The sequence below is a fragment of the Paraburkholderia sp. TE9906 genome (assembly GCF_056279605.1).
In genome coordinates, this window is record NZ_JBWCCT010000002.1 from 659,718 (window position 1) to 678,669 (window position 18,952).

At 64.1% G+C, this 18,952-nt stretch carries 13 protein-coding genes and 1 tRNA gene; 7 read left to right on the forward strand and 7 right to left on the reverse strand.

Features of this window, described 5'->3' with window-relative positions:
- The first annotated feature begins 194 nt into the window (after positions 1-194).
- Positions 195-1,298 carry an NAD/NADP octopine/nopaline dehydrogenase family protein gene (locus tag ACZ9H4_RS06835; RefSeq protein WP_408141650.1) on the forward strand — a complete coding sequence of 368 codons (1,104 nt, stop codon included), beginning with the start codon at positions 195-197 and terminating at the stop codon, positions 1,296-1,298.
- Positions 1,298-2,323: a 3-hydroxybutyryl-CoA dehydrogenase gene (locus ACZ9H4_RS06840; protein ID WP_408141651.1), complete on the forward strand. Its 1,026-nt coding sequence runs from the start codon at positions 1,298-1,300 to the stop codon at positions 2,321-2,323. The genes ACZ9H4_RS06835 and ACZ9H4_RS06840 overlap by 1 nt, the downstream gene beginning before the upstream one ends.
- Positions 2,324-2,705: 382 nt before the next feature.
- On the opposite strand, the gene ACZ9H4_RS06845 is transcribed toward ACZ9H4_RS06840, so the two are convergent.
- Both ACZ9H4_RS06845 and ACZ9H4_RS06850 read right to left on the reverse strand, forming a co-directional pair.
- Positions 2,706-2,780 (reverse strand) — tRNA-Arg (locus tag ACZ9H4_RS06845).
- A 242-nt stretch (positions 2,781-3,022) separates the two neighbouring features.
- Positions 3,023-3,214, reverse strand: coding sequence for a rubredoxin (locus ACZ9H4_RS06850; RefSeq protein WP_042327611.1), 192 nt, complete (start codon positions 3,212-3,214; stop codon positions 3,023-3,025).
- A gap of 324 nt (positions 3,215-3,538) precedes the next feature.
- Between ACZ9H4_RS06850 and ACZ9H4_RS06855 the strand changes: the two genes are divergently transcribed.
- The 5 genes from ACZ9H4_RS06855 (at position 3,539) to ACZ9H4_RS06875 (ending at position 11,776) form a co-directional block, all read left to right on the forward strand.
- Positions 3,539-3,940, forward strand: coding sequence for a DUF4399 domain-containing protein (locus ACZ9H4_RS06855; RefSeq protein WP_476118549.1), 402 nt, complete (start codon positions 3,539-3,541; stop codon positions 3,938-3,940).
- 270 nt (positions 3,941-4,210) lie between these two features.
- Positions 4,211-6,148, forward strand: coding sequence for a ribosomal protection-like ABC-F family protein (abc-f, locus tag ACZ9H4_RS06860; RefSeq protein ID WP_476118550.1), 1,938 nt, complete (start codon positions 4,211-4,213; stop codon positions 6,146-6,148).
- A 521-nt stretch (positions 6,149-6,669) separates the two neighbouring features.
- Positions 6,670-8,655, forward strand: a complete 1,986-nt coding sequence (locus ACZ9H4_RS06865) for a DNA topoisomerase IV subunit B (RefSeq protein ID WP_408153856.1) — start codon at positions 6,670-6,672, stop codon at positions 8,653-8,655.
- A 75-nt stretch (positions 8,656-8,730) separates the two neighbouring features.
- Entirely contained in the window at positions 8,731-11,052 is a 2,322-nt protein-coding gene (gene parC / locus ACZ9H4_RS06870) for a DNA topoisomerase IV subunit A (protein ID WP_476118552.1), read from the forward strand.
- A 265-nt stretch (positions 11,053-11,317) separates the two neighbouring features.
- A complete protein-coding gene (locus tag ACZ9H4_RS06875; RefSeq protein ID WP_121316889.1) occupies positions 11,318-11,776 on the forward strand; it encodes a CopD family protein in 459 nt (152 codons plus the stop codon).
- 145 nt (positions 11,777-11,921) lie between these two features.
- On the opposite strand, the gene ACZ9H4_RS06880 is transcribed toward ACZ9H4_RS06875, so the two are convergent.
- The 5 genes from ACZ9H4_RS06880 to ACZ9H4_RS06900 form a co-directional block, all read right to left on the reverse strand.
- On the reverse strand, positions 11,922-13,130 hold the full coding sequence (locus tag ACZ9H4_RS06880) for a chromate transporter (RefSeq protein ID WP_476118553.1): 1,209 nt from the start codon (positions 13,128-13,130) through the stop codon (positions 11,922-11,924).
- A gap of 142 nt (positions 13,131-13,272) precedes the next feature.
- Positions 13,273-15,627 (reverse strand): bifunctional diguanylate cyclase/phosphodiesterase, encoded by a 2,355-nt coding sequence (locus ACZ9H4_RS06885; protein WP_408153860.1) that lies wholly within the window; start codon positions 15,625-15,627, stop codon positions 13,273-13,275.
- Positions 15,628-16,077: 450 nt separating this feature from the next.
- Positions 16,078-16,992, reverse strand: a complete 915-nt coding sequence (locus ACZ9H4_RS06890) for a PhzF family phenazine biosynthesis protein (RefSeq protein WP_408324514.1) — start codon at positions 16,990-16,992, stop codon at positions 16,078-16,080.
- Positions 16,993-17,201: 209 nt separating this feature from the next.
- On the reverse strand, positions 17,202-17,666 hold the full coding sequence (locus ACZ9H4_RS06895; protein WP_121316893.1) for a RidA family protein: 465 nt from the start codon (positions 17,664-17,666) through the stop codon (positions 17,202-17,204).
- Positions 17,667-17,718: 52 nt separating this feature from the next.
- Entirely contained in the window at positions 17,719-18,915 is a 1,197-nt protein-coding gene (locus tag ACZ9H4_RS06900) for an aminotransferase-like domain-containing protein (RefSeq protein WP_408141666.1), read from the reverse strand.
- Between the last annotated feature and the right edge of the window lie 37 nt (positions 18,916-18,952).

Sequence of the window (18,952 nt, forward strand, 5' to 3'; positions counted from 1 at the left end):
CAGGCGGGTGCCCCGGGGATGATGCGTCGTTCAATTTAATCGTGCAAGAACGGATCGCCCCGGATGCCGCCGCGCGGGCAACATTGCTTCGTTGTGCAGTGAGTTGCCGGATTTGAATGCGGATTGCGCGAGATGAAGCGCCGCGGATTCGCCGGCCACGTAATCTGGCAGGTATCGAAACAGGGGGAATGACGATGAATATCTGCGTACTGGGCGGCGGTCACGGATGTTATGCGGCAGTGGTCGATTTGCTGGAGAAGGGGCATCGCGTGACATGGTGGCGGCGCGATACGGCGTCGGCCGCGCGCTTGCGCGAGCGCGGCGCACTGCGTGTGAAGGATTTTCGAGGCGAGCGCCGGGTGCCAGTGGGCGACGGGCAGGGCGCGGTGCGCATCGTCGAGCGGCTGGACGACGGCGTGCGCGGCGCGAGCCTGATCGTCATTCCGTTGCCTTCGACGACGCACGAGGCGCTCGCGGTCCAGCTCGCGCCGCTCCTTGCCGACGATCAGGTGGTATTCCTGCCGCCGGGCACCTTTGGCAGCTACGTGTTCGCGAAGGCGATGCACGAGAGCGGCAACACCGCACGCGTCGCGTTCGCGGAAACGGGGACGCTGCCGTATCTGGCCCGCAAGCATGGCGACGATCGTGTCGTGATCAGCGCGTACGCCACCCGCCTGCCGACCGGCGTGTTTCCCGGCGCGTTTTCGGATTGGGCGTTTCCGGTGCTCGAGGCGGGTTATCCGTCGGTCGAACGGATCGAGGATGCGCTAAGCGGTGCGTTGATGAACGCGGGACCGGTGATCCATCCGCCGCTCATCATGATGAATGCGGGCCCGCTGGAGCATTTCGACGCATGGGACATTCACAATGAAGGCACGCAACCGTCGATCCGCCGCGTGACGAACGCACTCGACGCGGAACGTATGGCGGTGCGCGAAGCCTTCGGCTATGGCGCGCCGCATTTCCCGCTCGCCGATCACTACGCGCCGGACGGCGACGAGTGGATGTACGGACGCGGCGCACACGGCAAGCTGACCGACAGCGGCGACTGGCGCGAGGATATCGATCTGAAGACGCATCGGTACATGCTCGAGGATACGCGGCTCGGCTTGTCGTTACTGGTGTCGGCCGGGCGTTGGGCGGGCGTGGCGACGCCGATTGCAGAGGGGCTGCTGAATATCGCGTCCGCGGTCTCGGAGCGCGATCTTTATGGCGAGGGGCGCACGTTCGAGCAACTGGGCATCGCGTCCCTGTCGCGCGATGCGCTGAGCACGCTCCTCAAGCGAGGCATCGCGTGATGAGTGGCTCCGATCCGATTCAGGAAGTGCATATTCTCGGGGCCGGGCGCATGGGACAGGGCATGGCGCTGGCCTTCGCCTATGCCGGCATGGGCGTCACGCTGATCGACTTCAAGGCGCGCGATGCCGACGCGCGTGCGGCATTCGCCGCCGCAGCACGCGGCGAGATTGGGCGGCAAATGCGCACCTTGGTGAGTCTCGCGCGTATCACCGATGCGCAAGCCGAAGAAGCGCTGGCGCGCATCGTCGTGGTGGATCGCGAGGGCGCGCAGGCACTGCTCGGCGATAGCGCGATCGTTTTCGAGGCGGTGCCGGAAGTCATCGAGGCGAAACAGGCCGCCTTCGACTGGCTTTGCGAGTATGTCGACGCCACGACCTTGATCGCATCGACCACGTCGACGTTTCTGGTGACGGAGTTGCAGCGTATCGTTGCGCATCCGGCGCGCGTGCTCAACGCGCACTGGTTGAATCCCGCGCATCTGATGCCGCTGGTCGAGATCAGCCGTAGCGCGCAGACCGCGGAAAGCGCCGTACAACGCGTGGTCGCACTGCTTAAGCGGGTCGGCAAGGTGCCGGTGGTGTGTGGGCCATCACCTGGGTATATCGTGCCGCGCATTCAGGCACTGGCGATGAACGAGGCCGCGCGGATGGTCGAAGAAGGTGTGGCGAGCGCGGAAGATATCGACACCGCGATTCGCACCGGCTTCGGCCTGCGATTTTCGGTGCTGGGCCTGCTCGAATTTATCGACTGGGGCGGTTGCGACATTCTGTACTACGCATCGCATTATCTGGCGCGGCAAATCGATCCGCGCTTTTTGCCGGCGCAGCGGGTGGTCGATAACATGCGCGATGGCCGCGATGGATTACGCGACTCCCGCGGCTTTTACGAGTACGGGAATGTCGACGTGCAGGCCTATTTGCACAAGCGGATCGGCGAGTTCATGCGCGGGCTGGACAGTACGGGATTGGCGCCCGTCTTCAATGCGGCGCTTGCGTGTACGCTCGATCCCGCAGCTGCGTCCTGAATGACTGCCTCGGGGGGCCGTCGATGACTTGGAGGCGAGCACTCCTGGCGCGGCGCGAGATGAGCTTTCCTTGGTTTTGCGCCTTCCAGAGGCGCAGAATTATGCAGCGGGGGGCCCGGCGCGTCCGGCAGCGCGCGGCGTGGACTCGCTCTTTCTTCGGGCTGTTGATCACCTGCGTCTTGGCCTTGACGGCGCTTTGACGAACTGATTTCTCTTGTCGATCGTGAGGGTACGATGCGATAACCCTACCAATACTTCAGAGAAATTCTGCGCGGACTGGGTGTGCGTGGGCAATGACGGCAGCAAAAAGCCCCGCAGCGCAACGCAACGCAACGCATACGGGGCTTTTCTGGGCAAACTTGGGTGACGCTGGGAAGCTAGTTGGTCCCCCTGACAGGAATCGAACCTGTATCTAGCGCTTAGGAGGCACTTGTTCTATCCATTGAACTACAGGGAGAGGACCAAACCGGAATGATCGCTGCAATCGCGCGGTCGAACAAGCCCGCGCGACTGGGCGAGTCCAAATTCGCCAGCGAGCGCAGAGTATATCAAACCTGTTCGGGGGCGAGGAGAGCCGTGCAGCCCAGCCAGAAAAGGAAACGGCCCAGCGGCATTTGCCTGCTAGGCCGTACACGGATCGCCGCGGATGTTTCACCCGAAAGGCGCAATCGATTCGCCCCCCGATTCAATCGACCCGGCTCAGAACTCCACCACCGCGAATTCCGCCTTGCTCACATCGCACAGCGGGCAGCGCCAGTCTTCCGGAATGGCGGCGAAGCGCGTGCCGGGCGCGATGCCTTCTTCGGGCAGGCCTTCTTCCTCGTTGTAGATCCAGCCGCAAATCAGGCAGACCCAGCTCTTGTATTCAATCACTTCAATGACTTCGCTCACGACGTACTCTTCTCTAGTTCAATGCAAAGGCCCGCGTAGTCTGCCCCTTTTTTGGGCAGCGCGGCGACCCGCAATATTACCGGAATTTGTCAATCCGACCGCGAACTGCCGATGCGGCGCCGCCGCAACGCGTCGGAGACATCTCCGACCCCACTGAACGGACCACACGAGCCACAGCGTGTATGCTCTGATCCGCAGCTATTCGATTGGACATGCGCGTGAGGCGTCTCGCATGCAATGCGACGATCGGTCCCAGGCGATGGGGCGTCGCCGTCGTCGGCAGCGTCCAGGCGGGACTTTCGTTTCCCTGTAAGGAGAACAACGATGTTGAAGAACAAATGGTTGGCCGGTGCCGCACTGGCCGGCTTGCTCGCGGTATCGGGCGCGGCGCAGGCCGCCGGCGTGTCCTTCGTGCAGCCGAAGGACGGGGCAACCGTCAGCAATCCCGTGCACGTCGTATTCGGCGTGGAAGGCATGAAGATCGCGCCGGCCGGCACGGTGACGGAAGGCACGGGCCACCACCACCTGTTGATCGACGGCAAGCCGCTGCCCAAGGGCGAAGTCATTCCGGCCACGGACAAGTCGCTGCACTTCGGCAAGGGCCAGACCGAAACCGATCTGACACTGCCGCCGGGCGACCATACGCTTACGCTGCAGTTCGGCGACGGCGCGCATCGCTCGTATGGGCCGGAAATGAGCAAGACCATCACGGTGCACGTGAAGTAAGCCGCACTGCCGTCCCGGCCGGCTGGACACGTGCGGCGGTAACCGGCTGGGCGGCCGCGCCAGCCGTCCAGCACGCGGCTTGCACCCCGCCGCGCCAAGGTTTGCTGCGACTGAGCCGCTAAATCGCCCAGCAGTTTGCCCCGGCTCGCTTGCTTCCCGCGGGCCACCCAATCGGGCCCAATCGGCCTATCTCTTCCGGCATACAGGCGCCCGGCCGTGCGCCCGGTACAATGAGCAGTTCCGACTCATCGCTGTCTTCTCCAATTCTCCATGTCGCTTTATTCCATTACCGGCGCCCAATTGGCGTTCGGTCACGTCGCGTTGCTCGATCACGCGGATTTCTCCCTCGAAGCGGGTGAACGCGTTGGGTTGATCGGACGCAATGGCGCGGGCAAGTCGTCGCTGCTGAAGATCGTCGCCGACCTGACGAAGCCCGACGACGGCCTGGTCTCGCGTCAACAGAATCTGACCACGGTCTACGTGCCGCAGGAGCCCGAGTTCGACACCGACGACACCGTATTCGACGCGGTCGCCGCTGGCCTCACGCACGCCCGCGCGCTGCTCGACGAGTACGACGTGGTCGCCAACCAGCTCGCCGACGAGCCGGAAGGCGCCGAGCACGACGCGCTAATGGCGCGTATGAACACGCTGCAATCGTCGCTGGACGCGGCGGACGCGTGGAACTGGAGCACGCGCGTGGCCACCACGCTGCAGCAGATCGGCCTGAACGGCGAGGCGCGGGTCGGCTCGCTGTCGGGCGGCATGCAAAAGCGCGTGGCGCTGGCGCGCGCGCTGGTCGTGCAGCCCGACGTGCTGCTGCTCGACGAGCCGACCAACCACCTCGACTTCGACGGCATCCGCTGGCTCGAAGATCTGCTGGTCTCGCTGCGCGCGGGCCTGCTCTTCATCACCCACGACCGCGCGTTTCTCGACCGCGTCGCCACGCGCATCGTCGAACTGGATCGCGGGCGTCTGCTGTCGTATCCGGGTAACTTCTCGGCGTACCAGACGCGCAAGGCGCAGCAACTCGAAATCGAGCGCGTCGAAAACGACAAGGCCGACAAGCTCCTCGCGCAGGAAGAAGTGTGGATCCGCAAGGGCGTCGAAGCGCGCCGCACGCGCAGCGTCGGCCGGATCGCGCGTCTCGTGGAAATGCGTGAGCAGCGCGCCGAGCGCCGCAACGTGCAGGGCAACGTCAAGCTCGACGTCGGCCAGGGCGAGAAGTCCGGCAAGATCGTCGCCGAGCTGACCGACGTGACCAAGCGCTACGGCTCGCGCGCGGTGGTCGACAATTTCACGGCCACGGTGATGCGCGGCGACAAGATCGGCTTCGTCGGTCCGAACGGCGCGGGCAAGACCACCCTGCTGAAGATGATCCTCGGCGAACTGGCGCCGGACGCGGGCACGGTGCGCGTCGGCACCAACCTGCAGGTCGCGTATTTCGACCAGATGCGCGCGCAGCTCGATCTGGACAAGAGCCTCGCCGACACCATCAGCCCGGGCAGCGAGTGGGTCGAAGTCAACGGCCAGAAGAAGCACGTGATGAGCTACCTCGGCGACTTCCTGTTCGCGCCGGAGCGTGCGCGTTCGCCGGTCAAGTCGCTGTCGGGCGGCGAGCGCAACCGTCTGTTGCTCGCGCGTCTGTTCGCGCGGCCGGCCAACGTGCTGGTGCTCGACGAACCGACCAACGACCTCGACATCCCCACGCTCGAACTGCTCGAAGAACTGCTCACCGAATACGACGGCACGGTGCTGCTGGTCAGCCACGACCGCGCGTTCCTCGATAACGTCGCGACCTCGGTGATCGCGTCGGAAGGCGCGGGCAAGTGGCGCGAGTATGTCGGCGGCTTCACGGACTGGCAGGTCCAGCGCGACCGCTCGCAGCAGATGGCGCTGGATGCGCAGAAAGAGGCCGGCAAGGACGCGGCCAAAGACGCGGCGCCGGCCAAAGACAATGCCGCGGGCCGCAATGCGCAGCGCGCGGCGAAGCTGTCGTTCAAGGAGCAGCGCGAGCTGGACACGTTGCCGGAGCAGATCGCCGCGCTCGAAGCCGAGCAGAAAACCATCGGCGCGCAACTCGAAGACGGCTCGATCTTCGCGAAGGATGCGCAGGAAGGCACGCGTCTGACCGAGCGCTATGCGGCGATCGACGAAGAACTGCTGATCGCGCTCGAACGCTGGGACGAGCTGGAAAAACGGCGTAAGTGAAGCAAAGGCCGCGCGGGCTCGGGGGCTGCGCGGCAGAGCGCGGCGCCATAACGCGATGCGGTGCGGCGAGCGGTGCGCTGCGGCAGAAGGCACGACAAAAGGCTCGGCAGATAAGAAAGCGCGGCTGAAGGGCCGCAGAAAATGCAGCTTGCGCGAGGCTCCGATAACCGTCACGCTTTGGCCACGGAACTGCCGCGCCGTGCGCTTCGCGACGGTCGGTCGCGCCTGCCAGGCCTTATCCAGACGGCCAATCCTGCACATCGTGAATTGCCGCCGTTATCGAAATCAGTAAAATACCCCGCGAACAGGCTTCCCCCATGTTCGCACCGGCGTGGTCATGCACGATGAACGCCGTTGAGCGCGCCAACGGGAAGCCGCACGACAAAACAGCTTGCCCGCATCGCGGGCATCCCACCTAACCCCGTTGTTTCGTTTTGCTTTTTTTGAAAACTCAACGCATTGTCCACGGACCTGTCCACAGGACCTGTGGACAACGATGAACCGACGCACCCGAGTCAACCATGTCTACGAAAAAGCCAAACGCCGCGTATAGCGAAGCGTCGATCAAGGTGTTGAAGGGCCTGGAGCCGGTCAAGCAACGGCCCGGGATGTACACCCGCACCGAAAATCCGCTGCACATCATTCAGGAAGTCATCGACAACGCGTCGGACGAGGCCCTCGGCGGCCACGGCCGGCAAATCACGGTCACGCTGCACGCGGACCATTCGGTGTCGGTCGAAGACGACGGTCGCGGCATTCCGTTCGGCCTGCATCCGGAAGAAGGCGTGCCGGTCATTGAAATCGTTTACACGCGCCTGCACGCGGGCGGCAAGTTCGACAAGGCCGCCGGCGGCGCGTACACGTTTTCGGGCGGCCTGCACGGCGTCGGCGTGTCGGTCACCAACGCGCTGTCCACGCGCCTCGACGTCACTGTCTGGCGAGACGGCAAGGTCGCGGAACTGAGCTTTGCCCATGGCGACGTCGCGAAACAGCTCGAAGTGCGGCCCGCTACGAAGGGCGACAAGAAGTCCGGCACGCGCGTCACCGCATGGGCCGATCCGAAATACTTCGACTCGCCGAACCTGCCGCTCGGCGAACTGCAACGTCTGCTGCGCTCGAAGGCGGTGCTGCTGCCGGGCGTCGAAGTCACGCTGATCAACGAAAAAACCGGCGAGCAGCAAAGCTGGAAATACGAAGACGGCCTGCGCGGCTATCTGCTCGAAGGCATGAACGGCAGCGACCTGCTGATCCCGCTGTTCGAAGGCGAGCGCTACGTCGAAAACTCGCGCGCGAGCGAAGAGACGTTCGCCGAAGGCGAGGGCGCCGCATGGGTCGTCGCGTGGAGCGAGGAAGGCACGCTGATGCGCGAGTCGTACGTCAACCTGATTCCGACGCCCGCGGGCGGCACGCACGAATCCGGTTTGCGCGACGGTCTGTACCAGGCGGTCAAGAGCTTCGTCGAGTTGCACAACCTGCAGCCGAAGGGCGTGAAGCTGCTCGCGGAAGACGTGTTCGCGCGGGTGTCGTTCGTGCTGTCGGCGAAGGTGCTCGATCCGCAGTTTCAAGGGCAGATCAAGGAACGCCTGAATAGCCGCGATGCGGTCAAGCTGGTGTCGTCGTTCGCGCGGCCTGCGCTCGAGTTGTGGCTCAATCAGCACGTCGAGCACGGCAAGAAACTCGCGGACCTCGTCATCAAGCAGGCGCAGGCGCGCACGCGCGCAGGCCAGAAGGTCGAGAAGCGCAAGAGCTCGGGCGTCGCGGTGCTGCCGGGCAAGCTGACCGATTGCGAATCGACGGAAATCGGCCGCAACGAACTGTTCCTCGTCGAGGGCGACTCGGCGGGCGGCTCGGCGAAGATGGGGCGCGATAAGGAATACCAGGCGATCCTGCCGCTGCGCGGCAAGGTGCTGAACACGTGGGAAACCGAGCGTGACCGCCTGTTCGCGAACAACGAGGTGCACGACATCTCGGTGGCTATCGGCGTCGATCCGCACAGCCCCGATGACAAGGTCGATCTGTCGAATCTGCGCTACGGCAAGATCTGCATTCTGTCGGACGCTGACGTCGACGGCTCGCACATCCAGGTGCTGCTGCTCACGCTGTTCTTCAAGCATTTCCCGCAACTGATCGAGCGTGGCCATGTGTGCGTCGCGCGTCCGCCGCTGTTCCGCGTGGATGCTCCCGCGCGCGGCAAGAAGCCGGCGCAGAAGCTCTACGCGCTCGACGAAGGCGAACTCGAAGCGATCCTCGACAAGCTGACCAAGGACGGCGTGCGCGAATCGCAATGGTCGATCAGCCGCTTCAAGGGCCTCGGCGAAATGAGCGCGGAGCAGTTGTGGGACACCACGATGAACCCCGACACGCGGCGTCTGCAGCCGGTCGCACTGGGCGCGCTCGACTACGACGCCACGGTCGCGCGCATGACAATGCTGATGGGCAAGGGCGAAGCGGCGTCGCGGCGCAGCTGGCTGGAAGAAAAGGGCAACGAAGTGGAAGCGGACATCTGAGCGCGGGTTTTTTAACCTGCACAGCGCTCGGCATTCGAACCAGAACTTCAAGCCAAACACGGATACGGAATCTAGATGGACGACGATAACACTCTCGACCTTTTCAACGAGCCGGCGCCCCCCGAAGGCGACTTTCTGACGCTCGGCAACTATGCGGAGCGCGCGTACCTCGAGTATGCGGTGAGCGTGGTCAAGGGCCGCGCGCTGCCGGACGTGTGCGACGGCCAGAAGCCGGTGCAGCGCCGCATCCTGTTCGCGATGAACGAGATGGGCCTCGCCGACACTGCGAAGCCGGTCAAGTCGGCGCGCGTGGTCGGCGACGTGCTCGGCAAGTATCACCCGCACGGCGACCAGTCCGCCTATGACGCGCTGGTGCGTCTCGCGCAGGACTTTTCGATGCGCTATCCGCTGATCGACGGTCAGGGCAACTTCGGCTCGCGCGACGGCGACGGCGCGGCGGCGATGCGTTACACGGAAGCGCGTCTCACGCCGATCGCGAAACTGCTGCTCAGCGAAATCGACCAGGGCACGGTCGATTTCATGTCGAACTACGACGGCTCGTTCCAGGAGCCGAAGACGCTGCCGGCGCGTTTGCCGTTCGTGTTGCTGAACGGCGCGTCGGGTATCGCGGTGGGGCTGGCGACGGAAATTCCGTCGCACAATCTGCGCGAAGTCGCGGGCGCGGCGGTGGCGCTGATTCGCAATCCGAAGCTGTCGCATGCCGAGTTGATGCAGCACATTCCGGGTCCGGACTTCCCGGGCGGCGGCCAGATCATTTCGAGCGAGGCGGAAATCTCCGCGGCGTACGAAGCCGGCCGCGGCAGCCTGAAAGTGCGCGCGCGCTGGAAGATCGAAGAGCTCGCGCGCGGCCAGTGGCAACTGGTGATCACCGAACTGCCGCCGAACACGACCGCGCAGAAGGTGCTCGAAGAAATCGAAGAGCAGACCAACCCGAAGATCAAGCTCGGCAAGAAGACGCTCACGCCGGAGCAGTTGCAGACCAAGCAGACCATGCTGGCGCTCCTCGACGCGGTGCGCGACGAGTCCGGCAAGGACGCGCCGGTGCGTCTCGTGTTCGAACCGAAGTCGAGCCGAATCGACCAGACCGAGTTCGTCAATTCGCTGCTCGCGCACACGAGCCTCGAATCGAATGCGTCGCTGAACATGGTGATGGTGGGCGGTGACGGCCGTCCGCGTCAGAAGGGGTTGAGCGAAATCCTGCACGAGTGGATCGCGTTCCGTTTCGCGACGGTCACGCGCCGCACGCGGCATCGCCTGTCGAAGGTCGACGACCGGATTCACATCCTCGAAGGCCGGATGATCGTCTTTTTGAATATCGACGAAGTCATCCGCATCATTCGCGAGTCGGACGAACCGAAGGTCGCGCTGATGGCCGCATTCGGCTTGTCGGATCGCCAGGCCGAGGACATTCTTGAAATCCGTCTGCGTCAGTTGGCGCGGCTCGAAAAGATCAAGATCGAGAAGGAACTGTCCGAACTGCGCGACGAGAAGGCCAAGCTCGAAGAACTGCTCGGCAGCGAATCGGCGATGAAGCGTCTGCTCATCAAGGAAATCGAAGCCGACGCGAAACAGTACGGCGACGAGCGCCGCACGCTGATCCAGCAGGAAAAGCGCGCGACTTTCGAAGCGCGCGTGGTCGACGAACCGGTCACGGTGGTGGTGTCGCAGAAGGGCTGGGTACGTGCGCTGAAGGGCCACGGTCTCGACGCGGCAGGCTTCACGTTCAAGGCGGGCGACGGTCTCTACGCGGCATTCCAGTGCCGCACGCCGGATACGCTGGTCGCGTGGGGCAGCAACGGCCGCGTCTATTCGGTGGCGGTGGCCCTGTTGCCGGGCGGCCGTGGCGACGGCGTGCCGGTCACGTCGCTGATCGAACTGGAGTCGGGCAGCCACCTGATGCATTACTACGCGGCGTCCGCGGATCAGGCGTTGCTGCTCGCATCGAGCAACGGATTCGGTTTCGTCGCGAAAGTCGGCGACATGGTGAGCCGCGTGAAGGCGGGCAAGTCGTTCATGACGATCGACGCCGGAGCCGCACCGCTCGCGCCGATGCCGATGTTGCCGGATGCGACGCACATCGCGTGCCTGTCGTCGGGCGGGCGTCTGCTGGTGTTCGCGCTCGACGAGATGAAGACGCTCTCGGGCGGCGGACGCGGCGTCACGCTGATGGCGCTCGACGACAACGAAACGCTGCTGCAGGCGCTGGCGATCAACCATGCGGGTGTGGTGCTGATCGGTACGCGCCGTGGCGGCCGGACGGACGAAGAGAAGCTCGGCCCTGCCGCGCTCGCGCCGCATGTCGGCAAGCGCGCGCGAAAGGGGCGTGCGCCGGAGAGCAAGATGAAGCTCGACGGTATGCGTCCGGTGCTGGCTTGACGAAGTTTGACGTTTAAACACGGCGCTCGTCTGCTAGCATGCAGGCGCCCGCCGTGCGCAGTAAAAAAGTGCGTGCGAAGTAGCAAAGTCGGGGAGTAGCGGCGTCGTGGCATCAGGCGCGCTGCAATAACAACTACAAAATCGGCGGCAAAGCTTCGGGCGTCCGGAACTGCGTGCATGACGCGCGGTCGAACGCGCTCAATGGCCGCTGCCGGTATCAATCGTCCCAAGCGGTGCGGTGTCGTCGTCGGGAGAGGAAAAGTACATGAACAAAGCTATCGAACTCGCACTCTTTCTGCATCTGCTCGCGGTCGCGGTATGGGTAGGCGGGATGATCTTCGCGCATTTCTGTCTGCGTCCGGCCATTGCCGATCTGTCGCCGCAATTGCGCTTGCCGCTGTGGGAATCGGTGTTCGGCCGCTTCTTCAATTGGGTCGCCGCCGCCGTGCTGGTGATTCTTCTCACCGGCGGCTTTCTGCTGATGCAGTTCGGCGGCGGTCACGCCACGTGGCCGTTGCATGCGATGGCGGGCCTCGGCATCGTGATGATGCTGATCTTCGGCCACATCCGCTTTGCCGTTTTCCCGCGCATTCGCCGCGCGGTACAGGCGCAGAAATGGCCCGACGGCGCGCAGGCGGTGGGCACGGTCCGGCGTCTGGTGCTGATCAATATCGTGCTCGGCGTCGTGACGATCGGCGTCGCCGTGTTGTCGCGCGGGTTCTGAGGACAGGGTCTGCGGGGAGTGTTGCGATGGCCGCTTCGGCTGTCGCTTCGGTTATCGCGTGGCGGATTACTTCGTTGATCACCTCGTCTATCGCCTCGTTTATCGCCTCGATCGCCACGGTTTTTATCTCTGCCGCCACTGCCGCTCAAGGCAGCGCGCCATAAGCCAGCCACAACCCGCAAACCACCGCCACCGTTCCATACACCACGTACACCGGCACCTTGAGCTTCGCGAAGCACATGCCGGAGAACACCGCGGTCAGCAGATAGAGCGGCTTGAAAGGCACATGCGCCCCAATGCGCAGCACGGCGACGGCGAGAAACGCAGTCGTCACCGCGCGCAGAGTCCGCATGCCATGCTCGAAACGCGGATTTGCCTTCAACTGATGCAGATGCCGCTGCGCGAGCACGACGAGACAGCCCGACGGCACGAATAGCGCGAGCGTCGCAATCAGCGCACCGACCCAGCCGTCCACCAGGTAGCCGAAGAACGGCACCACGTTCAACAGCGGTCCCGGTGACAACGGCGACAGCGAAAACGCCAGCGTGAAGTCGTTATCCGATACGCCGATCGCTGGCGTGACGAACAGCGTCCTGAGCACCGGCAGCGCCGAGAAGCCGCCGCCGAACAGCGTCATCCCGGCGCCGGCGAGGCGCGGCCACAACAGCGCCAGTTCGTAGCGATGTGGCAGCGGCAACGCGAACAGCACGAGCAACACGCACAAGGCGGCCAGCACCTGCCAGTCGCCGCGCCTGAGCGACACGACGAGGCGCGCGTCGCGCACCGGGCTCACGACCCAGCCTGCGCTGAAGGCCGCCGCGAGCATCACGACATAAGCGGCGGGACTGTGTGCATAGAAGAGCGCCACGCAGCCGAGCACTGCCGCGATCCATTCGAGCCTGCCGCGCACCAGCGCGCGCGTCTGCTTGTACCAGGTGATCGCGATCAGCGTGGCGAGCACGACGCTGAAGTGATTGAGCAAAGTCTGAGAAGCCGCGGCGCGCACGAGCGGCGTGCGATAGAAGATCGCGAACAGCGTCATCAGCATGAAGAAGGGCAGCACGCTGGCGATGCCCGCGACCCACGCGCCGGCGCGTCCGCGCAGGGCATGCCCCAGTTGCACGGCGACGTTGCAGCCCACGGGCCCGGGCACCATCCACGCGAGCGCGATCAGATCGGAGAAGGCGATGCGCGAGAGCCGTCCCTTGCGTTCGACGTAATGATGTTCGAGTTGCGCCATGAGCGCGAGGCCGCCCCACGACAACGCCGACAAGGCGAACACGACCCTGAACAGCGTCCATAGCGGTTCCCGTTCCCCTCGTCTGACTGCATCCTGGCTCATGATCGTCTGCATGGCGCCACGGGCGTCCGGCTCGCGGGCGCCCGTCCTTTGGGATCATCGTGGTATGAGGCGACGCGCTGCGGCGTCGTGGTTCAGTGTGAATGTAGCCGGTATTTCGACGCCGCGGTGCGCCGTGGCCGCGCGGCCAGCGTGCTCATTCGTTGGTGCTGGACACGCTGCTCGTGTTGTCGGTTTCCTGCGCGTCGCGGCGTCCGGTCATTCCGCATACGCCGAAGCGTTCGAGCAGCGCGGGGATCGCCTCGACCGGCACCGGGCGCGAGAACAGGAAGCCTTGCGCCTCGATATGACCGAGCGCGGCGAGCCAGGCGATCTGCTCTTCGGTTTCGGTGCCTTCGACCACCACCGTGAGCCCGAGCGAGCGCGCCAGATTGACGATCGCGGTGACCATCACGCAGACGCTGCGGTCGCCCGGAATGGCCTGGATGAACGAACGGTCCACTTTCAGCGTGTCCACCGAGAAGCGGTTCAGATAGGACAGCGACGAATAGCCGGTGCCGAAGTCGTCGAGCGCGATGCGCGCGCCGAGGCGCTTCAACGCGAAGATTTTCTCCGACACGAGTTCGGGATATTCCATCATCGCCGTCTCGGTGATTTCGAGTTCGAGACGGCGCGCGGAAATGCCGGTTTCCTCGATCGCTTGCGAGACGGTTTTGTACAGATCGCCGCGCCAGAACTGTACCGCCGAGATGTTCACCGCGAGCGACAGTGTGTCGTAGCCCTGTTGCTGCCAGAGCGCCAGTTGCCGGCACGCGGTCTCGATCACGAAGTCGCCGATCGGCACGATCAGGCCGGTCGATTCGGCGACCGGAATGAATTCGTTGGCCGGAATCAAACCGTGCTGCGGATGGTTCCACCGCACCAGCGCTTCGAAACCGGTGATGCAGCGGCGCGTCAGATCGATCTTCGGCTGATAGGCGAGAAACAGTTGCCCTTCGGCAAGCGCGACGCGCAACTGCTGCTCCCACTTCATCAAATGATCCGCGCGATGCGACAAGTGCGGCGAATAGAACTGATAGCAGTTCTTGCCCGCGTCCTTCGCGCTGTACATCGCGAGGTCGGCCTTCTTCAGCAGGTCGATCTCGCTCTCGTTGGCCACCGAATACAGCGCGATACCGATGCTCGCATGCAGCACGAACGAACTGCCGCGCACTTCGAAGGGTTTGGCGAACGCGTCGGCGGCGGCTTCGGCCAGCGCGACCGCGCGCTTCTCGACGTCGTCGCCCTTGATCACGACGACGAACTCGTCGCCGCCGATGCGGCTCAACGCGCCGTCCTCACCGACCGCGGAGGCGAGCCGCGAGGCCGTCATCTGCAGCACGATGTCGCCGGCGTTGTGGCCGAGCGTGTCGTTGACGGTCTTGAAGTTATCGAGGTCGATGAAGAGAATCGCGAGGCGTCCGAGGTTGGCCGGCTGCGCCACGTCGTGCCGCAGCGTTTGCAGCGTCGCATAGCGGTTGCGCAAACCGGTGAGCAGATCGTATTCGACCAGATGCGTCATCTCGCGCTCGCGGCCGAGCAGCTTGCCGATCAGACCGGTCGCAACGGCGAAGAAACTCAGCATCGCGAGCGAGATGAAGCCCGCCATCATCAGATAGACATTGCGCGTGTGGTTGTAGTCCGCGAATTCTTCGGCTTGCGAAAGGCCCACCAGTACGCCGAGCGGATAACCGTCGATGTGCCGGTACGACACGATACGCGTGACGTTGTCGATCGAGTCGACATAGGTGCCCGACACATGCTCCGACGTCGGATAAGTGCCGCTCGCCGAGAACGCGCCGTTCGTGCTGTCGGCACTACCGGTGCGCCGCGCGAGCACGGCGCCGTTGTCCGAGATCACGGCGATCACGCCTTCATGGCCGATCGCCGCGTTGTTGTAAAAATCGCTGGTGAAATAGCTGGGGTCTTCGGAGACCACCACGACGCCCGCGAACGAACCATCCGGATGATTCAGACGGCGCGTCATCTGCAAGGTCCAATGGCCTGAGACGCGGCCGAGCACGGGCTTGCTGATAAACAGCTGATCGTCGTTCTCGTGCTCGTGAACCTTGAAGTGTTCGCGATCGGACAGGTCGATGCGTTTGGGATTGAGTTCGGCCGTGTTGGCGATCAGCTTGCCGTGTTCGTCGATCAACGACACCTGCACCAAAGTCTCGCTTTGCACGACGCCTTTCTCGACCGTGCTGGAGAGATCGAAACGCTCCGGCGTTTTCTCGAACTCGTATTTGACGAAGCGGGTGATCTGATCGACCTGGTGAATCGCCTTGATCGTGTGCTGCTCCAACGCCGCGGAGAGAATCGCAGCAGAGGCCATGGTTTCGCGGTAAGTGGCTTCCTTCTCGACCGACAGACGCGCGAAGATCACGGTCCAAAGCAGGATCAGGACCAGCACGCCGAGCGCGGGGATGACGAGCAGAGCCCGCCGGCGCGAGGCGGCGGGATCACGACGAGGTTTGGCTTCACGCGCCTCGGAGAAGCGGGATTGGCTCATCGCGCGGCCCGTGCCTGAGTGCCGTCCGACTGCAAACACGCGAGCATCGACTGCGCTGATTTCATGGATGGCTGCATGGTGACCAAGGTGCCGGAACTGCTGCGCAGGAGGAGGCGTGGTGCCGTGCCTGACCTGACCGACCACAGGTCAGCGGGGACGTTTCGATATTACTTAATGCCACTGGATTAAGGAAGCGTCCGCGCATCGGGTATACGCTGCTGCGGCACACGCACCGGTTCGGCTGATGTTGCAATGGGCGCGGTCCACCTTGCGGCTGCGGCTTGGCGAACGTTTGGACAATTTCATCGGAATCGGTGTTCAGGTGTGCCAGGTCTTGGGCGCAGCGCTCGTCGTAATGCAAGTCGCATCGATTGTTAAAACCCTGCCGCTTTCGTGGTCAAGCACGCAAGCTCGGGCGCGCCGCATTCGAGCCGGTTCAGCGCGTGTCGCTCACGGCAAGCGGAACGTACCGTCGACGATCGTCACCGATGAGCCACCAATCCACGTCTTGCCGCGTGCATCGTCGTAATGTACCGAAACCTGACCGGCGCGGCCCAGCACGGTGCCCTGGCGCGCCGTATAGCGCGTGCCGGGACGACGTTGCTGCGCGCTCAACAGACCGGCCAGCGCGGCATTGGCGCTGCCGGTCACCGGGTCTTCGCCGATGCCGAAACCGCCGCCGGCCATCAGGCAGCGTACCTCGAAAGTGGCGGGGCCGTCGGCGTCATGAGGGCCGTACGCCGCGAGTCCGTGCGTGTCGACCGAATGCACGAGTTCAGCGAGCGCGGCGGCGTCCGGGTCGAGCGCGAGACAATCGCGCGCCGAATTCAAACGCACCACGAGCCATGGTGCGCCGTTGTCGACCGCGCAGGGCGTCGCGCTGAAATCGATCGCATCACTACGTAATGCCGTAGCGAGTTCGCTATAGCTATCCGCGGCGAGCGGTGTGACCCGCGCGGGTGGCGCGGCGAATGCCCATGCGCCTTGTGTGGTTTCGTTCGGTCCGTCGTTCGGCCCACTCAATGCTTCGAGTTCGACGAGTCCCACGCCGCACTGTTGAACCAGCTTGCCGGCCTGCTTCGGCTGATAGCCGCTTTCGAGCAGCGCGTGCGCGGTGCCGAGCGTCGGATGTCCCGCGAACGGCAATTCGCCATGCGTCGTGAAGATTCGCACGCGATAGTCGGCGGCCGGGTCGGTCGGTTGCAACAGGAAAGTGGTTTCGGACAGATTGGTCCAGCGGGCGATGGCTTGCATCTGATCCGCATCGAGCCTATCGGCGTCGAATATGACAGCGAGCGGATTGCCTTTGAACGGCACCGACGTGAACACGTCGACCTGTTTGAAACGGACGGTATGAGCGGGCATGGCGCGGTCCAGCGAATCAAACGATTGAGTAGGATTCGCGGATTCTATCCGCTGGCGCGTCAACGATCCACCTTTGCACAAATGCAAAACGCGCCGCGGGTGACAGGCACCTCGCGACGCGTTCTGAACGGACTAGCCGGCGAACCGCTGGCTTACACACGCTGGGTTGCCGCGGCGGCTTTCGCCGTGCGGCTGCTCATGCGTATTCGTTACTCGACTTCAGCGATCATCTCGATCTCGACGCACGCGCCGAGCGGAATCTGCGCGACGCCGAATGCCGAGCGCGCATGCTTGCCGCGCTCGCCGAACACGTCGGCGACCAGTTCGGACGCACCGTTGGTGACCAGATGCTGTTCGGTGAACTCGGGCGTCGAGTTGACGAGACTCATCAGCTTGACGATGCGCGTGACGCGGTTCAGATCGCCCACATGCGCATGCAGCGTGGCGAGCAGGTCGATGGCGATCGAGCGCGCCGCGGCCTTGCCTTCGTCGGTGCCGAGCGTGGCACCGAGCTTGCCCGTCCACACCTTGCCGTCTTTCTTCGCAATGTGGCCGGACAGGTACACGGTGTTGCCGCTTTGTGCGCTCATCACATACGCGGCTGCCGGTGCGCCGGCGACCGGCAGTTCGATGCCCAGTTCCTTCAGCTTGTCGTACACATTCGTTTGAGCCATGGTGTCCTCGATCAGTAGTGGAATTCGCTCACGCGGGTCGGGCCGCGCGTGCTCAGAGCTTCGCGCGGATCAGCGCGCCTAGACGCCCGATGCCTTCGTCGATTTTCGCCGGCGGCACCGTGACGAACGACAGACGCAGCGTGTTGTGTTGCGCTTCATTCGCGAAGAACGGACCGCCCGGCACGAACGCGACGTTCTGCGCGACGGCTTCTTCGAGCAGCTTCATGCTGTCGATCTGCGCGGGCAGATTCACCCAGATGAACATGCCGCCTTCCGGGCGGTTCCAGCTCACGCCTGCGGGCATGTTGCGCTCGAGCGCGGACAGCATCGCGTCGCACTGGTTGCGATACAGCTCGCGGATGGTCGGCACGTGCGTGTCGAGGAAACCGTCCTTGATCACTTCGTGCACGATGCGCTGCGTGAAGCTCGGCGTGTGCAGGTCGGTGGCCTGCTTCGCCTGCACGAGTTTGAAGATCAATTCCTCGGGCGCGATGATGAAGCCGACCCGCAGGCCGGGCGCGAGCACCTTCGAGAACGAGCCGAGATAGACGATGTGTTCCGGCGCCATCGACAGCATGGTGGGCAGCGGTTCGCCCGCGTAGTCGAGCGCGCCGTACGGATCGTCTTCGATCACCGGGAACGGCGCGGTCTTCGCAAACTCGGCGAGCGCGCGGCGGCGTTCGATCGGCAGACGGCGGCCGGTCGGATTCTGGAAGTTCGGCTGCGCGTACAGCAGGCGCGCGCCCTTCGTCAGTTCCGCCGTGAGCGCCTCGGGGATCAGGCCTTGTTCGTCGGTGGCCACCTGCACGTAGCGCGGCTCGTACATCGAGAACGATTGCAGCGCGCCGAGGTAGGTCGGCGTTTCGACCAGCACCGGGCTGTCCGGGCACACCAGCACTTTGCCGAGCAGATCGAGCGCCTGTTGCGAGCCGGTGGTAATCAGCACCTGGCTTGCGCGAATCTGCGCGCCGTTGACCGAATAGCGCTGCGCGATCCATTCACGCAGCGGCGCGTAGCCTTCGGTCGCGCTGTATTGCAGCGCCGCGGCGGGCGAATCGCGCAGAATGCGGTCGGAGGCTTCGCGCATGCGCTCGGCCGGGAAGGTGGCCGGCGAGGGCAGGCCGCCGGCGAACGAAATGACTTCGGGCCGTTCCGTGACCTTCAGGATCTCGCGGATCGCGGAGCTCGTGAGCTTGCGCGCGCGTTCGGACAATTGCCACGTCGGGGCTTTCAGGTCGCTTTGGTCCATGCTCTCCTCTGCTTGGTATTTCTGGAACCGGTCAAAA